The following is a 15,343-nucleotide window of genomic DNA, read 5'->3' as shown; positions in this document are numbered from 1 at the left end:
GGGGCGGGCTCACCGAGCCCGCCCCCAACCGCGTATCGGCGCACCCCTCAGAAGAACACCGACCTCCGCTGCACCAGCAGCTTGTACAGCGTGTGCTGGATCTGCTCCCGCACCTGATCCGTCAGATTGAACATCAGCATCGGGTCCTCCGCCGCCTCCACCGGATACCCGCTCGTGGAAATCGGCTCCCCGAACTGGATCGTCCACTTCGTCGGCAGCGGCACCGCCCCGAGCGGCCCGAGCCAGGGAAACGTCGGCGTGATCGGGAAGTACGGAAACCCCAGCAGCCGCGCCAGCGTCTTCGAGTTGCCGATCATCGGGTAGATCTCCTCCGCCCCCACGATCGAGCACGGAATGATCGGCACCCCGGCCCGCAGCGCCGTGGACACGAAACCGCCCCGCCCGAAGCGCTGCAGCTTGTACCGCTCCCCGAACGGCTTCCCGATGCCCTTGAACCCCTCCGGCATCACCCCGACGACCTCGCCCCGCCGCAGCAGCCGCTCGGCGTCCTCCGCGCAGGCCAGCGTGTGCCCGGCCTTGCGGGCCAGCTCGTTCACCACCGGCAGCATGAAGACGAGATCGGCGGCCAGCAGCCGCAGATGACGGCCCGCCGGATGGTCGTCGTGCACGGCGACCTGGAGCATCAGCCCATCGAGCGGCAGCGTCCCCGAGTGGTTGGACACGATCAGCGCCCCGCCCTCGGAGGGGATGTTCTCGATGCCCTTCACCTCGACCCGGAAGTACTTCTCGTACACCGGCCGGAGCATCGACATCAGGACCTGATCGGTCAGCTCCTCGTCGTACCCGAACTCGTCGACGTCGTACTCGCCCGTGACCCGCCGCCGCAGGAACGCGAGCCCGCCGGCGATCCGCCGGTCCCAATCGCCGCGCTCGCCCCGTCCCAGGGGCTGCCCCCCGGCCCCCTCCGGCTCCTCCTGCGGCTTCGAGGCGTCCTGCTGCCCCGGAAGGGCGCTCACGGCCGCGGTCCCCAGCACAGAGGCCGCCGCGGGCCCCTGGCCCCGGCCGCCGCCCCCTGCGGACCGGCGCCGTGCGGGCCGCCCTGAACCGCCCGTCCGCGAACGGTCGTCGTCGAACGGAATGACCTTGGCATCCGCCATCGTCGATGCGCTCCTCTACCTGGCGCTGGGGGTCGGCTCGGTGTCGCCGGCCCCGGTGATCCCCGGAACATCGCCGCCCGCCCCGGCGAACGGCACGGCGGCCAAGCTGTCGACCGCCCTGCCCACCGCCTCGGGCGGCAGCAGTCCGGGCCCCTGACTGCGCGCGAACTCCGCGAACGTCTCCGCGGTACTGAACCCGGGGTGGAAGCCGAGGGTCTCGCGCATCTGGACCGTGGAGACCACCCGGCCATGGGTGAGCAGCCGGATCTGCTCCGGCGAGAAGTCCGTCATGCCGACCGTACGCAGCGCCTGGCCGACCCAGGTGACCGCGGGCAGCAGCAACGGCACCGTCGGCCGCCCCAGCCGCCGCGAGCACTGCGAGAGCAGCAGCACCCCGTCCCCGGCGATATTGAACGTGCCGCTGTTCAGCGTCCCGCGCCGCGGCTCGCCCGACGCGACGCCCAGTACGTCGACGACATCGTCCTCGTGCACGAACTGGAGCCTCGGGTCGTATCCGAACACCGTCGGCAGAACCGACAGTGACAGATAGTCGGCGAGCGGCGAGTCGGCCCGGGGGCCCAGGATGTTCGCGAACCTGAGCACGCACACGGCCACATCCGGCCGACGGCGCGCGAAGCCCCGCACGTACCCCTCGACCTCCACCACGTCCTTGGCGAAGCCCCCGCTGGGCAGGGACTTGGGCGGGGTGGTCTCGGTGAAGACCGCCGGATCGCGCGGCGCCGAGCCGTACACATTCGTACTGGACTTGACCACCAGCCGCCGCACGCTCGGCGCCTTCTGGCAGGCACCGAGCAGCTGCATGGTGCCGATGACGTTGGTCTCCTTGACCGTCGTCCGGCCGCCCGTGCCGACCGCCTTGGCCGAGACGTCCAGATGCACCACCGTGTCGACGGAGTGCTCGGCGAGGACTCGGGCGATCGCGGGCTGGCGGATGTCCGCCGTCACGAAATCGGCGTCGCCCAACTCGTGTCCGGGCGTGACCGCGTCGACGGCGATCACCCGGTCCACGCCCGGATCACGCTGGATGCGCCGCACGAAGCGGCCTCCCAGCTGCCGGGCCGCTCCCGTGACCAGCACGACCTTCCCCAAGATCAGCGCCTTCCGTCGAAAGGTTTCCCCTGGCCGTCACCGTAGCGGGTGGATGTTGTCCTGTGATGACCGCGCGGCGGCCTTCCCCGAAGTCTTTGGCCCGAATGCCCTTCGGCCCGAATGCGGGTCACTGCCCCCACAACGCGCCGCAGCCCTCCCGCCGGATCGGCGGGAGGGCTGCGGATTCACGAACTGCGTTCGCTTACTTCTTGTTGCGACGCTGAACGCGCGTGCGCTTGAGCAGCTTGCGGTGCTTCTTCTTGGCCATCCGCTTGCGCCGCTTCTTGATAACAGAGCCCACGACTACCCTCGCTCACTTCTTCTTCACTGGTGCGGGGCGTCTGGGCCCACACGACCTACGTCGGCCTAGCCTACCCGCCAGCGCGTGAGGGGCGTAATCCGAGGTGAACCTCAGGCGGACTCCACCCCCACAAAGGACTCGCGGAGATACTCGTGAACCGCTTGCTCCGGAACCCGGAAGGACCTGCCCACCCGGATCGCCGGCAGATGACCGCTGTGCACCAAGCGGTACACGGTCATCTTCGACACTCTCATGACCGAGGCGACTTCCGCCACGGTCAGAAACTTGACCTCGTTGAGAGGCCTCTCGCTGCCAGCAGCCATGACCCACCTGTACCTTCCGCACGAGACGCGCACCGGCTTCCCCTCCGGTGACTCTTCGTCGTTGTGCGCTCACTCCCCAGGTTAGGGGCGGGTGATGCGAGTGGGGAAGAGGGGAGACGATCGGCCGCCTACCGTGACAGAAACGCCCGATTGAGTACATAGCGCGTGAGCGGCCGGTAGTACGCGGACGGCACGGCGTCATCGAGCGGAACGGCCACCGCCACCCGCCCCTCGGCCTCCCCGACGAACAGCGCGGGATCGTCCGTATCGGCCAGGCCGATCGCCTCAATGCCCAGCTGACCTGCCCCGCAGACCCACCCGTGGTCCCCGACGACCAGTTCCGGCAGCCGCCCGCGACCCTCCGCGGCCGCCTCCAGAACGACCCTGACCGGCAACGGGGAATGGGTATGTGCGCCGGTGTCACCACCGGCGGACCGCACGCCGGGCTCGCGCACCATCGCGACTCCTTGTACGTAATCGAGGCTGCACGTACGTACGCCGAACCGGGTCGTTATGTCGATACATCGCCCCTGCGCGGGAGTGAGTACGCGGCACCCGGCCGCCGACATGGCGTCTGCCAGCGCTGCGTAGAAACCGAGCAGCCGGTGCGGATGACCGGTCCCGAAGAGGACCGGCGCCCGCCGGACCGCGGCATGCGACAAGCGCTCGGCGAATGCGTCCAGACCTGCCAGGGTCCGCTCCGGATCGATCACATCAGGCCCCGAGACATGAGCGGGATCGTCCGAGACCCCGCACCGGTCGGCCATCAGACGCAGCAGATCGAGCTCCTTCCAGCCCCGCCCGGGGACGAGGCCGAGCGTCGCCCGCGGATCCCTGGCCGCGAAGAGCCGATAGCTCCGCAGACTCGCTTCCCGCGAGGTGGCCACGGGCCCGGCCAGCCGGGCCGCAAGCAGATGCGCACGCAGCGCTCCGGTGCTCAACACTCCACCGATGCTCCCCCAATCACCCGGACGGAGGGCCGGAAGCCGGGTTACGCCCCACAGTTGGCGTAACCATTACGCGCCACCGCACGGAAACGTCCGCGCCACGACCACCCCCGCCCGGATCAGGTCAGCAGACCCCGCAACGGAAACACCGCCCGCCGCGTCGCCAGCACCGCCTGGTCCAGCCGGTCCGCGGGGTCGTACCCCTCCTCCCACGACTTCCAGGAAGGAGTACGCCCGTCCGTCATCCGGGCCGGCCCCAACTGCCGGGTCCGGGCATAGACCTCGTCCCGCCACGACGACGGAATCACCGACTCCGGGTCCACCGGAGCATGCGCGGCGATCCCCACCAGATGCGTCCAGGACCGCGGCACCACATCGACCACCGCGTAACCGCCCCCGCCGAGGGCCACCCAGCGCCCGCCCTCCACGTGCTCATGGGCGAGGTCGTGACAGGCCGACATCACCGCACGCTGCGCGTCCAGCGACACCGCGAAATGGGCGAGCGGATCCTCGAAATGCGTATCGGCCCCGTGCTGGCTCACCAGCACCTGCGGCCGGAAGTCCGCCAGCAGCTCCGGCACCACCGCGTGGAACGCCCGCAGCCACCCCGCGTCCCCCGTACCGGCCGGCAGCGCCACATTCACCGCACTGCCCTCACCCGCCCCGGAGCCGGTCTCCTCCGGCCAACCGGTCTGCGGGAAGAGCGTCCGCGGGTGCTCGTGCAGCGAGACGGTCAGGACCCGCGGGTCCTCCCAGAACGCCGCCTGCACCCCGTCACCGTGGTGCACGTCCACATCGATGTACGCGACCCGCTCGGCACCCAGCTCCAGCATCCGCGCGATGGCGAGCGCCGGGTCGTTGTAGATGCAGAACCCCGCCGCACCGCCTGGCATGGCATGGTGCAGCCCACCCGTGAAGTTCACGGCGTGCGAGGTGTCCCCGCGCCACACCGCCTCGGCCGCCGCCACCGACTGCCCGGCGATCAGCGCCGACACCTCGTGCATCCCCACGAACGCCGGATCGTCCACCGTCCCGAGCCCGTAGCGCTGATCGGCCCGCTTCGGATCCGCCGACGCCGCACGCACCGCGGCCACGTAGTCCTCGCGGTGCACCAGCCGCAGCGTGGACTCCCCGGCGGGCTTGGCGGCCACCACATCCACCGCGCCGTCGAGCCCGAACGCCCGGACCAGCCCCATCGTCAGGGCGAGTCTGACGGGGTCCATCGGATGACTTTCCCCGAAGTCGTATCCCGTTACTGCGTCATCCCACATCAACTGTGCGCGGCCGCTCATGCCCGCCACCGTATCGGGCGGACTCCGCGCCGAACGACTTGGCGTACACCAGCGTCGCGAGCACCAGCACCATCGGTACGAGCATCGCCCCCCGATAGCTCCAGGCGTCCCCGAGCGCCCCCACCAGCGGTGATCCCACCAGGAATCCCACGTAGTTGAAGACGTTCAGCCGCGCGACGGCCGTATCGCTCGCCCCGGGGAACATCCGCCCGGCAGCGGCGAACGTCTGCGGCACGATCACACAGAGCCCGAGCCCGAGCATGGTGAACCCGAGCATCCCGGTCCACGCCCCACCGGCCAGCGCCACCACCCCGAACCCGGCAGCGGCCAGCACACTCCCGGACCGCACCACGGCCACCGCCCCGAACCGCCGCACCCCGAAGTCTCCGACGGCCCGCCCCAGCAGCGTCGTCACCATGTAGACGTTGTACGGAACGGTCGACAGCTGCTCCGAGCTCCCCAGCACGTCCTGCAGATACTTGGCGCTCCAGTTGGAGACCGTCGAGTCCCCGATGTACGCGAAGCTCATCACCAGACAGAGCGGCATCAGCAACTTGAAGGAGACCGAGGCCGCCGCCCCCTTGCCCTGCGTCTCCCTCGGGTCCGCCTCCGCCGCCGCGCCCTCGGCGTACCACCGGCTCCCGATGAACGCGACGGGCAGCAGCACGACGACCGCCGGCAGGTAGGAGACCAGCAGCGAAAGGTCCCAGTGCGCCCCGGCCCATGCCATGGACGCCCCGGCGATCCCGCCCAGGCTGTACGCGGCGTGGAACCCGAGCATGATGGAACGCCCGTACGCCCGCTGGAGGCTGACCCCCATCATGTTCATGGAGGCGTCGAGCGCGCCTACGGACAGCCCGAACACGCCCAGCGCCAGAGCCGCCTCCCACAGCGCGTTCCCGGCCCCGGCACCGAGCAGCGCGAGCAGCACGACGGGCTGGGCCCATCGCAGCACGACCCTGGGCCGCACCCGCGCAACCACCTTCTCGGTGCCCACACTGCCCACCCCGGCCAGGACGGGCACCGCGGCCAGGAAGACGGGCAACAGCCCGTCGGATATCCCGTACCGGTCCTGAATGGCGGGAATCCGCGTCACCAGCAGCGCGAAGGTGACTCCCTGCACGAAGAAACTCAGCGCGAGGGAGGCCCTGCCGTGCCGCAAACGAGCATCTGTCATGGCCGCGAGCGTAAGGCCAGTCTCTACCCGTGGGTAGATGGATCAGGCGAGCAATTCCCGGAGTTGGCCCATGTCGGAGAAGTGCCCGTTCACCCCGGGGAGCCGGTCCGCCGGCATCATCGACGTAAACCCGTACACATCCATCCCCGCGGCCCTGGCCGCCTCCACGCCGAGCGGGCTGTCCTCGATGACGACGCACCGCTCGGGAGGAACCCCCATCCGCTCGGCGGCGAGCAGGAACAGATCCGGCGCCGGCTTTCCCTGCGCCACGTCCTCCGCGCTGAAGATCCACTCCTCCTCGAACCACTGGTCGAGCCCGGTCTTGCGATGCCCGACCCGGATCCGTTCATGGCTGCCGGAGGACGCGACACAGTACGGAACCCCGTCGGCGACGAGCTTCCCCAGCACGTCCTCGACCCCCGCCACCGGTTCCAGCTCCTGCTCGAACGCGGCGAAGATCCGCGAGTGCAGCGTCGCGTCGAAGTCCGAGGGCAGCTTCTCCCCGGTCCTTTCCTCGACGAGATCGTGCACCCGGTGCACGGCAGCGCCCATGTAGTCCCGAAGACTCTCCTGGTACGAGGTGGGGTGACCGAGCTCCGTGAGGTACTCGGCCAGGATGGTGTTGGAGATCGGCTCGCTGTCCACGAGCACACCGTCGTTGTCGAAGATGACCAGTTCGTAGCGCATGGTTCGAGCCTAGACGCTCCGAACGCAGAAAAGCCCCGTGCCACAAGGGCACGGGGCTTTCCCGTAAAAGGAGTTCGGCGGCGTCCTACTCTCCCACAGGGTCCCCCCTGCAGTACCATCGGCGCTGAAAGGCTTAGCTTCCGGGTTCGGAATGTAACCGGGCGTTTCCCTAACGCAATGACCACCGAAACACTATGAAATTAACCAACACCGGAAAAACACGGCCGTTCGTTATTTCAGAACTAACACAGTGGACGCGAGCAACTGAGGACAAGCCCTCGGCCTATTAGTACCAGTCAGCTCCACCCGTTACCGGGCTTCCACATCTGGCCTATCAACCCAGTCGTCTACTGGGAGCCTTAACCCTTCAAGAGGGTGGGAATACTCATCTCGAAGCAGGCTTCCCGCTTAGATGCTTTCAGCGGTTATCCTTTCCGAACGTAGCCAACCAGCCATGCCCTTGGCAGAACAACTGGCACACCAGAGGTTCGTCCGTCCCGGTCCTCTCGTACTAGGGACAGCCCTTCTCAATATTCCTACGCGCACAGCGGATAGGGACCGAACTGTCTCACGACGTTCTAAACCCAGCTCGCGTACCGCTTTAATGGGCGAACAGCCCAACCCTTGGGACCGACTCCAGCCCCAGGATGCGACGAGCCGACATCGAGGTGCCAAACCATCCCGTCGATATGGACTCTTGGGGAAGATCAGCCTGTTATCCCCGGGGTACCTTTTATCCGTTGAGCGACAGCGCTTCCACAAGCCACTGCCGGATCACTAGTCCCGACTTTCGTCCCTGCTCGACCCGTCGGTCTCACAGTCAAGCTCCCTTGTGCACTTACACTCAACACCTGATTGCCAACCAGGCTGAGGGAACCTTTGGGCGCCTCCGTTACTCTTTAGGAGGCAACCGCCCCAGTTAAACTACCCATCAGACACTGTCCCTGATCCGGATCACGGACCCAGGTTAGACATCCAGCACGACCAGAGTGGTATTTCAACGACGACTCCACAACCACTGGCGTGGCCGCTTCAAAGTCTCCCACCTATCCTACACAAGCCGAACCGAACACCAATATCAAACTGTAGTAAAGGTCCCGGGGTCTTTCCGTCCTGCTGCGCGAAACGAGCATCTTTACTCGTAGTGCAATTTCACCGGGCCTATGGTTGAGACAGTCGAGAAGTCGTTACGCCATTCGTGCAGGTCGGAACTTACCCGACAAGGAATTTCGCTACCTTAGGATGGTTATAGTTACCACCGCCGTTTACTGGCGCTTAAGTTCTCAGCTTCGCCGACCCGAAAGTCAGCTAACCGGTCCCCTTAACGTTCCAGCACCGGGCAGGCGTCAGTCCGTATACATCGCCTTACGGCTTCGCACGGACCTGTGTTTTTAGTAAACAGTCGCTTCTCGCTGGTCTCTGCGGCCACCCCCAGCTCATGGAGTAAATCCACTCACCAGTGATGGCCCCCCTTCTCCCGAAGTTACGGGGGCATTTTGCCGAGTTCCTTAACCATAGTTCACCCGAACGCCTCGGTATTCTCTACCTGACCACCTGAGTCGGTTTAGGGTACGGGCCGCCATGAAACTCGCTAGAGGCTTTTCTCGACAGCATAGGATCATCCACTTCACCACAATCGGCTCGGCATCAGGTCTCAGACTATATGCACGACGGATTTGCCTACCGTGCGTCCTACACCCTTACCCCGGGACAACCACCGCCCGGGCTGGACTACCTTCCTGCGTCACCCCATCGCTTACCTACTACAAGTCTGGTTCATCGGCTCCACCACTACCCTCAACTCCGAAGAGATCGGGCCGGCTTCACGGACTTAGCATCGCCTGATTCAGTATTGGGCGTTTCAAAGCGGGTACCGGAATATCAACCGGTTGTCCATCGACTACGCCTGTCGGCCTCGCCTTAGGTCCCGACTTACCCTGGGCAGATCAGCTTGACCCAGGAACCCTTAGTCAATCGGCGCACACGTTTCTCACGTGTGTATCGCTACTCATGCCTGCATTCTCACTCGTGAACCGTCCACAACTCGCTTCCGCGGCTGCTTCACCCGGCACACGACGCTCCCCTACCCATCCACACAGGCGTTGGCCCTTCATGTGTGAATGACACGACTTCGGCGGTACGCTTGAGCCCCGCTACATTGTCGGCGCGGAATCACTTGACCAGTGAGCTATTACGCACTCTTTCAAGGGTGGCTGCTTCTAAGCCAACCTCCTGGTTGTCTCTGCGACTCCACATCCTTTCCCACTTAGCGTACGCTTAGGGGCCTTAGTCGATGCTCTGGGCTGTTTCCCTCTCGACCATGGAGCTTATCCCCCACAGTCTCACTGCCGTGCTCTCACTTACCGGCATTCGGAGTTTGGCTAAGGTCAGTAACCCGGTAGGGCCCATCGCCTATCCAGTGCTCTACCTCCGGCAAGAAACACACGACGCTGCACCTAAATGCATTTCGGGGAGAACCAGCTATCACGGAGTTTGATTGGCCTTTCACCCCTAACCACAGGTCATCCCCCAGGTTTTCAACCCTGGTGGGTTCGGTCCTCCACGAAGTCTTACCTCCGCTTCAACCTGCCCATGGCTAGATCACTCCGCTTCGGGTCTTGAGCGTGCTACTGAAACGCCCTATTCGGACTCGCTTTCGCTACGGCTTCCCCACACGGGTTAACCTCGCAACACACCGCAAACTCGCAGGCTCATTCTTCAAAAGGCACGCAGTCACGACTGCATGTGCAAGCACACACAGCGACGCTCCCACGGCTTGTAGGCACACGGTTTCAGGTACTATTTCACTCCGCTCCCGCGGTACTTTTCACCATTCCCTCACGGTACTATCCGCTATCGGTCACCAGGGAATATTTAGGCTTAGCGGGTGGTCCCGCCAGATTCACACGGGATTTCTCGGGCCCCGTGCTACTTGGGTGTCTCTCAAACGAGCCGTCAATGTTTCAGCTACGGGGGTCTTACCCTCTACGCCGGACCTTTCGCATGTCCTTCGCCTACATCAACGGTTTCTGACTCGTCTCACGGCCGGCAGACCGCAAAAGAGAGATCCCACAACCCCGCATGCGCAACCCCTGCCGGGTATCACACACATACGGTTTGGCCTCATCCGGTTTCGCTCGCCACTACTCCCGGAATCACGGTTGTTTTCTCTTCCTGAGGGTACTGAGATGTTTCACTTCCCCTCGTTCCCTCCACACTGCCTATGTGTTCAGCAGCGGGTGACAGCCCATGACGACTGCCGGGTTTCCCCATTCGGACACCCCCGGATCAAAGCTCGGTTGACAGCTCCCCGGGGCCTATCGTGGCCTCCCACGTCCTTCATCGGTTCCTGGTGCCAAGGCATCCACCGTGCGCCCTTAAAAACTTGGCCACAGATGCTCGCGTCCACTGTGCAGTTCTCAAACAACGACCAGCCACCCATCACCCCGCTCCGAAGAACAGGTTCACTGGGGCCGGCAACTGAAGGCGACCATACGGCCGTACCCTCAGATACCCAACAACGTGCCCGACCCGACCTGCCATCCCCCACGTTCCACGCCGAAGCAGTACTAGTGAAAAACAACCTGTCGTGCCGAATAGTCAACGTTCCACCCATGAGCAACCACCGTCGAACATTTGCCGACGTAATGGCCTCTGGACTCCTTGCGGAATCTAGATGCTCCTTAGAAAGGAGGTGATCCAGCCGCACCTTCCGGTACGGCTACCTTGTTACGACTTCGTCCCAATCGCCAGTCCCACCTTCGACAGCTCCCTCCCACAAGGGGTTGGGCCACCGGCTTCGGGTGTTACCGACTTTCGTGACGTGACGGGCGGTGTGTACAAGGCCCGGGAACGTATTCACCGCAGCAATGCTGATCTGCGATTACTAGCAACTCCGACTTCATGGGGTCGAGTTGCAGACCCCAATCCGAACTGAGACCGGCTTTTTGAGATTCGCTCCGCCTCGCGGCATCGCAGCTCATTGTACCGGCCATTGTAGCACGTGTGCAGCCCAAGACATAAGGGGCATGATGACTTGACGTCGTCCCCACCTTCCTCCGAGTTGACCCCGGCAGTCTCCTGTGAGTCCCCATCACCCCGAAGGGCATGCTGGCAACACAGAACAAGGGTTGCGCTCGTTGCGGGACTTAACCCAACATCTCACGACACGAGCTGACGACAGCCATGCACCACCTGTACACCGACCACAAGGGGGGCACCATCTCTGATGCTTTCCGGTGTATGTCAAGCCTTGGTAAGGTTCTTCGCGTTGCGTCGAATTAAGCCACATGCTCCGCTGCTTGTGCGGGCCCCCGTCAATTCCTTTGAGTTTTAGCCTTGCGGCCGTACTCCCCAGGCGGGGAACTTAATGCGTTAGCTGCGGCACCGACGACGTGGAATGTCGCCAACACCTAGTTCCCAACGTTTACGGCGTGGACTACCAGGGTATCTAATCCTGTTCGCTCCCCACGCTTTCGCTCCTCAGCGTCAGTAATGGCCCAGAGATCCGCCTTCGCCACCGGTGTTCCTCCTGATATCTGCGCATTTCACCGCTACACCAGGAATTCCGATCTCCCCTACCACACTCTAGCCTGCCCGTATCGACTGCAGACCCGGGGTTAAGCCCCGGGCTTTCACAACCGACGCAACAAGCCGCCTACGAGCTCTTTACGCCCAATAATTCCGGACAACGCTTGCGCCCTACGTATTACCGCGGCTGCTGGCACGTAGTTAGCCGGCGCTTCTTCTGCAGGTACCGTCACTCTCGCTTCTTCCCTGCTGAAAGAGGTTTACAACCCGAAGGCCGTCATCCCTCACGCGGCGTCGCTGCATCAGGCTTTCGCCCATTGTGCAATATTCCCCACTGCTGCCTCCCGTAGGAGTCTGGGCCGTGTCTCAGTCCCAGTGTGGCCGGTCGCCCTCTCAGGCCGGCTACCCGTCGTCGCCTTGGTAGGCCATCACCCCACCAACAAGCTGATAGGCCGCGGGCTCATCCTTCACCGCCGGAGCTTTCAACCCCGTCCCATGCGGGACAGAGTGTTATCCGGTATTAGACCCCGTTTCCAGGGCTTGTCCCAGAGTGAAGGGCAGATTGCCCACGTGTTACTCACCCGTTCGCCACTAATCCACCCCGAAGGGCTTCATCGTTCGACTTGCATGTGTTAAGCACGCCGCCAGCGTTCGTCCTGAGCCAGGATCAAACTCTCCGTGAATGTTTTCCCGTGATCGGGACAACACAACACGAGAGCGGAACGACCGGACGGAATAAGACCGGTCGTTCACAGCGTCCTCGCTGTGTAAATTGCCCACCGGGTCAGTGACCCCGCGGGACTTTCAAAGGAACCTCCAACCTGCCGAAGCAGGCCGGGGTATCAACATATCTGGCGTTGACTTTTGGCACGCTGTTGAGTTCTCAAGGAACGGACGCTTCCTTTGTACTCACCCTCTCGGGCTTTCCTCCGGGCTTTTCCCTTCGGTCTTGCGTTTCCGACTCTATCAGACTCTTTCGTGTCCGATTCCCGGTCGAAGCGGGTTTCGCTTTCCAGTTCTTCGCTTTCGCGCTTCCCTTTCCGGCGAGTCCGACTCTATCAGATCCTTTCGGGCCTGATTCCCAGTCAGCGGGGTTTGTCTTCCCAGCTGTTGGGCCGTTCCGACGAGTGAGACTTTAGCGGAATCCTGGGCCCCGACGCTAATCGGGGTCGCGCTCCTTCGAACGCGGATTCCTCATTTCGCAAATACGCACAGAAAGTCCGGCGACAGATGTCGCTGACTAGATGTGGTCACTGCGGAATGGCTGTCCGGGGACCGACCGGAGTCGGCACTCACGTCGGACAACTCGGAGCACATTACGGATCCGGGCAGGCCGTGTCAACCTCGGGCCGGGTCGGGTCCTGCTGGAAGGCCAGGCGGTAGTCGCGGGGGCTGGTGGAGAGGTGGGTGGCGAAGTGCTGGCGCATGGTGATCTCGCTGCCGAAGCCGGTGCGGCGGGCCACCTCGGGGAGGGGGAGGTCGGTGCGTTCCAGGAGCTTCTGGGCTGCGGCGATGCGTTGGGTGATCAGCCAGCGCAGCGGGGTCGTGCCGGTGGAGGCCCGGAAGTGGCGGGCGAAGGAGCGGGGGGACATTCCGGCGCGGGCGGCGAGGTCGGCGACCGTGTGGGGTTCGGCCAGATGGGCCAGGGCGAAGGCCCGTACCGCGGCGAGGGTGTCCGCGTCGCGGTCGGCGCGGGGGGTGGGGTGCTCGATGAACTGGGCCTGGGTGCCGGTGCGGAACGGGGCCGTGACCATCGAGCGGGCGATCGTCGCCGCCGTCTCGGCTCCGTGGGTCGCGCGGACGAGGTGGAGGCAGAGGTCGATGCCGGCCGCGGTGCCCGCCGACGTCCAGATGTTGTCCTCGTGGAGGAAGAGGGCGTCCTGGGTGACCTTCACCTGGGGGTGGCGGGTGCTCAGGAGGTCGGTGAGGTTCCAGTGGGTGACTGCTCGGCGGCCGTCCAGGAGGCCGGCCTGGGCGAGCGTGAAGGCTCCGCCGCACAGGGACGCGATCGGGGTGGCTCGGGCGTGGGCGCGGCGGAGGGCTTCGAGGACCGGGGCGGGGGCCGGTGTCAGGTGGTCGTCGAGGCCGGGGACGACGATCAGGTCGGCGCGGGCGAGCCAGGCGAGGGTGCGGTCGGGGGTGAGGGAGAGGCCGCCGCGCAGGGCGATGGGGCTCGGTTCCGCGGCGGTGCGGCGCAGGTCGAAGGGCGGGACGCCGCGGTCGGTGCGGTCGACGCCCCAGACCTCCGTGATGACCGAGACATCGAAGGCACGGATGCCGGGGAAGGCGACGAGCGCGATGCGGGTGGGCTCGGGGGAGGTCGCCATGGTGGCAGTAAAGCATCGATCGATGACTTTCTGACCTCTGGGGCGTGGGGTCGCCGGACGGCAGGATCGTTCGCATGGAGATCGCAGAGAACGCAGCGCTGATCGTGGTGGACGTGCAGGAGGGCTTCGAGGAGGAGGCGTACTGGGGGCCGCGGAACAACCCCGCGGCCGATCGGAACATCGCGGGGCTGATCGATGCCTGGCAGGCGGGCGGGCGCCCCGTGGTGTTCGTACGGCATGACTCGCTCACGCCTGATTCGCCCTTGCGGGTGGGGCAGCCGGGGAACGACTTCAAGGGGTATGTGGAGGAGCGGCGCGGGAAGGGCGGTGGGCCCGAGCTGTTGCTGACGAAGAGCGTGAACTCCGCCTTCTACGGGACGCCGGACCTCGCGGCGTGGCTGGACCGGAGCGGGATCCGGCAGTTCGTGGTGGCCGGGATCCAGACCAATATGTGCGCGGAGACGACGGCGCGGATGGGCGGGAACCTCGGGTACGAGGTGTTCTTCGCACTCGATGCCACGCACACCTTCGACCTGGCCGGGCCGTGGGGGTGGACGCTGGGCGCGGACGAGCTGGCGCGGGCCACCGCCGTGTCGTTGCACGGCGGTGGGTTCGCGAAGGTGGTGCGCAGTGCGGAGCTGATCGCTGCCGCGGAGTAGGTCAGCCGTTGCCGGAGGCCAGTTCGCGGCTGCGGTCGCGGGCGGCTTCGAGGGCGGCGATGAGGGCGGCTCGTACGCCGTGGTTCTCCAGCTCGCGGATGGCGCTGATGGTCGTGCCGGCCGGGCTGGTGACGGCTTCGCGCAGCTTGACGGGGTGTTCGCCGCTGTCGCGGAGCATCACGGCGGCGCCGATGGCGGCCTGGACGATCAGCTCGTGGGCCTGGGCGCGGGGCAGGCCGAGGAGGATGCCGGCGTCGGTCATCGCCTCGACGAGGAAGTAGAAGTACGCGGGGCCCGATCCGGACAGGGCGGTTGCCGCGTCCTGCTGGGACTCGGGGACGCGGAGGGTCTTGCCGACGCCGCCGAAGATCGCCTCCGCGGCGGCGAGGTGGTCGGTGGTGGCGTGGCTGCCCGCCGAGATGACGGACATGCCCTCGTCGACGAGGACGGGGGTGTTCGGCATGACACGTACGACCGGGGTGTTCGCGGCGAGGCGGTCCTCGATGAAGGAGGTCGTGATGCCCGCGGCCGCGCTGATGACCAGGCGGTCGGGGGTGACGTGCTCGGCGAGTTCGTCGAGGAGCCGGCCCATGTCCTGGGGCTTGACCGCGAGGATGAGGATGTCGGCGCGCTTGGCGGCTTCGGCGTTGCTGACGGAATCGACGCCGTAGCGGTTGTGGAGTTCGTCGGCGCGCTCGGAGCGGCGGGTGGTGACCAGCAGGTTCGCCGGGCGCCAGCCCGCCCGGATCATGCCGCTGAGCAGGGCCTCGCCGATCTTGCCGGTGCCGAGGACTGCGACTGTCTGGGTCATGTGGTTCACCCTCCGGGCGGTGCTGACGGTTCTCGGTGCTCGGTGCTCGTGTCCGCCATCC

At 65.4% G+C, this 15,343-nt stretch carries 11 protein-coding genes and 3 rRNA genes; 1 reads left to right on the top strand and 13 read right to left on the bottom strand.

Annotated elements, in window-relative coordinates:
* Positions 1–47: 47 nt before the first annotated feature.
* The 12 genes from OG520_RS23140 to OG520_RS23085 all read right to left on the bottom strand — a co-directional run bounded on the left by OG520_RS23140 (position 48) and on the right by OG520_RS23085 (position 13,812).
* Positions 48–1,118, bottom strand: coding sequence for a lysophospholipid acyltransferase family protein (locus OG520_RS23140; protein ID WP_406014441.1), 1,071 nt, complete (start codon positions 1,116–1,118; stop codon positions 48–50).
* 15 nt (positions 1,119–1,133) lie between these two features.
* Positions 1,134–2,228 carry an NAD-dependent epimerase/dehydratase family protein gene (locus OG520_RS23135; protein ID WP_399328366.1) on the bottom strand — a complete coding sequence of 365 codons (1,095 nt, stop codon included), beginning with the start codon at positions 2,226–2,228 and terminating at the stop codon, positions 1,134–1,136.
* A 202-nt stretch (positions 2,229–2,430) separates the two neighbouring features.
* Positions 2,431–2,529 carry a 30S ribosomal protein bS22 gene (locus tag OG520_RS23130; RefSeq protein ID WP_003948845.1) on the bottom strand — a complete coding sequence of 33 codons (99 nt, stop codon included), beginning with the start codon at positions 2,527–2,529 and terminating at the stop codon, positions 2,431–2,433.
* A gap of 110 nt (positions 2,530–2,639) precedes the next feature.
* The gene (locus OG520_RS23125) at positions 2,640–2,852 is read right to left on the bottom strand and encodes a helix-turn-helix domain-containing protein (protein ID WP_014046653.1); all 213 of its coding nucleotides are present in this window, start codon (positions 2,850–2,852) and stop codon (positions 2,640–2,642) included.
* A gap of 128 nt (positions 2,853–2,980) precedes the next feature.
* Positions 2,981–3,796 (bottom strand): phosphatase, encoded by an 816-nt coding sequence (locus tag OG520_RS23120; RefSeq protein WP_406014440.1) that lies wholly within the window; start codon positions 3,794–3,796, stop codon positions 2,981–2,983.
* Between the two features lie 122 nt (positions 3,797–3,918).
* On the bottom strand, positions 3,919–5,091 hold the full coding sequence (locus OG520_RS23115) for an acetoin utilization protein AcuC (protein ID WP_406014439.1): 1,173 nt from the start codon (positions 5,089–5,091) through the stop codon (positions 3,919–3,921).
* Entirely contained in the window at positions 5,060–6,268 is a 1,209-nt protein-coding gene (locus OG520_RS23110; RefSeq protein ID WP_406014438.1) for an MFS transporter, read from the bottom strand. The genes OG520_RS23115 and OG520_RS23110 overlap by 32 nt, the downstream gene beginning before the upstream one ends.
* 42 nt (positions 6,269–6,310) lie before the next feature.
* Positions 6,311–6,955, bottom strand: coding sequence for an HAD family hydrolase (locus OG520_RS23105; protein WP_399328372.1), 645 nt, complete (start codon positions 6,953–6,955; stop codon positions 6,311–6,313).
* Between the two features lie 72 nt (positions 6,956–7,027).
* Positions 7,028–7,144 (bottom strand): 5S ribosomal RNA (rrf, locus tag OG520_RS23100).
* A 77-nt stretch (positions 7,145–7,221) separates the two neighbouring features.
* Positions 7,222–10,346, bottom strand: a 23S ribosomal RNA gene (locus tag OG520_RS23095).
* Positions 10,347–10,642: 296 nt separating this feature from the next.
* Positions 10,643–12,168, bottom strand: a 16S ribosomal RNA gene (locus tag OG520_RS23090).
* Together the 16S, 23S and 5S rRNA genes form the textbook arrangement of a ribosomal RNA operon.
* 633 nt (positions 12,169–12,801) lie before the next feature.
* Positions 12,802–13,812, bottom strand: a complete 1,011-nt coding sequence (locus OG520_RS23085; protein ID WP_406014437.1) for a GlxA family transcriptional regulator — start codon at positions 13,810–13,812, stop codon at positions 12,802–12,804.
* A 74-nt stretch (positions 13,813–13,886) separates the two neighbouring features.
* Between OG520_RS23085 and OG520_RS23080 the strand changes: the two genes are divergently transcribed.
* Positions 13,887–14,471, top strand: a complete 585-nt coding sequence (locus tag OG520_RS23080) for a cysteine hydrolase family protein (protein ID WP_399336606.1) — start codon at positions 13,887–13,889, stop codon at positions 14,469–14,471.
* Position 14,472: 1 nt separating this feature from the next.
* On the opposite strand, the gene proC is transcribed toward OG520_RS23080, so the two are convergent.
* Entirely contained in the window at positions 14,473–15,282 is an 810-nt protein-coding gene (proC, locus tag OG520_RS23075) for a pyrroline-5-carboxylate reductase (protein ID WP_406014436.1), read from the bottom strand.
* Between the last annotated feature and the right edge of the window lie 61 nt (positions 15,283–15,343).

It is taken from the genome of Streptomyces sp. NBC_00984, assembly GCF_045162475.1.
In the GTDB taxonomy this organism is placed as follows: domain Bacteria; phylum Actinomycetota; class Actinomycetes; order Streptomycetales; family Streptomycetaceae; genus Streptomyces.
This window is presented reverse-complemented; position numbering and strand designations above follow the sequence as displayed.

Coding starts and splice junctions, on each gene's coding strand:
- OG520_RS23140 (WP_406014441.1), bottom strand. CDS start 1,118: ATGGCGGATGCCAAGGTCATTCCGTTCGACGACGACCGTTCGCGGACG.
- OG520_RS23125 (WP_014046653.1), bottom strand. CDS start 2,852: ATGGCTGCTGGCAGCGAGAGGCCTCTCAACGAGGTCAAGTTTCTGACC.
- OG520_RS23115 (WP_406014439.1), bottom strand. CDS start 5,091: ATGAGCGGCCGCGCACAGTTGATGTGGGATGACGCAGTAACGGGATAC.
- OG520_RS23110 (WP_406014438.1), bottom strand. CDS start 6,268: ATGACAGATGCTCGTTTGCGGCACGGCAGGGCCTCCCTCGCGCTGAGT.
- OG520_RS23105 (WP_399328372.1), bottom strand. CDS start 6,955: ATGCGCTACGAACTGGTCATCTTCGACAACGACGGTGTGCTCGTGGAC.
- OG520_RS23085 (WP_406014437.1), bottom strand. CDS start 13,812: ATGGCGACCTCCCCCGAGCCCACCCGCATCGCGCTCGTCGCCTTCCCC.
- OG520_RS23080 (WP_399336606.1), top strand. CDS start 13,887: ATGGAGATCGCAGAGAACGCAGCGCTGATCGTGGTGGACGTGCAGGAG.
- proC (WP_406014436.1), bottom strand. CDS start 15,282: ATGACCCAGACAGTCGCAGTCCTCGGCACCGGCAAGATCGGCGAGGCC.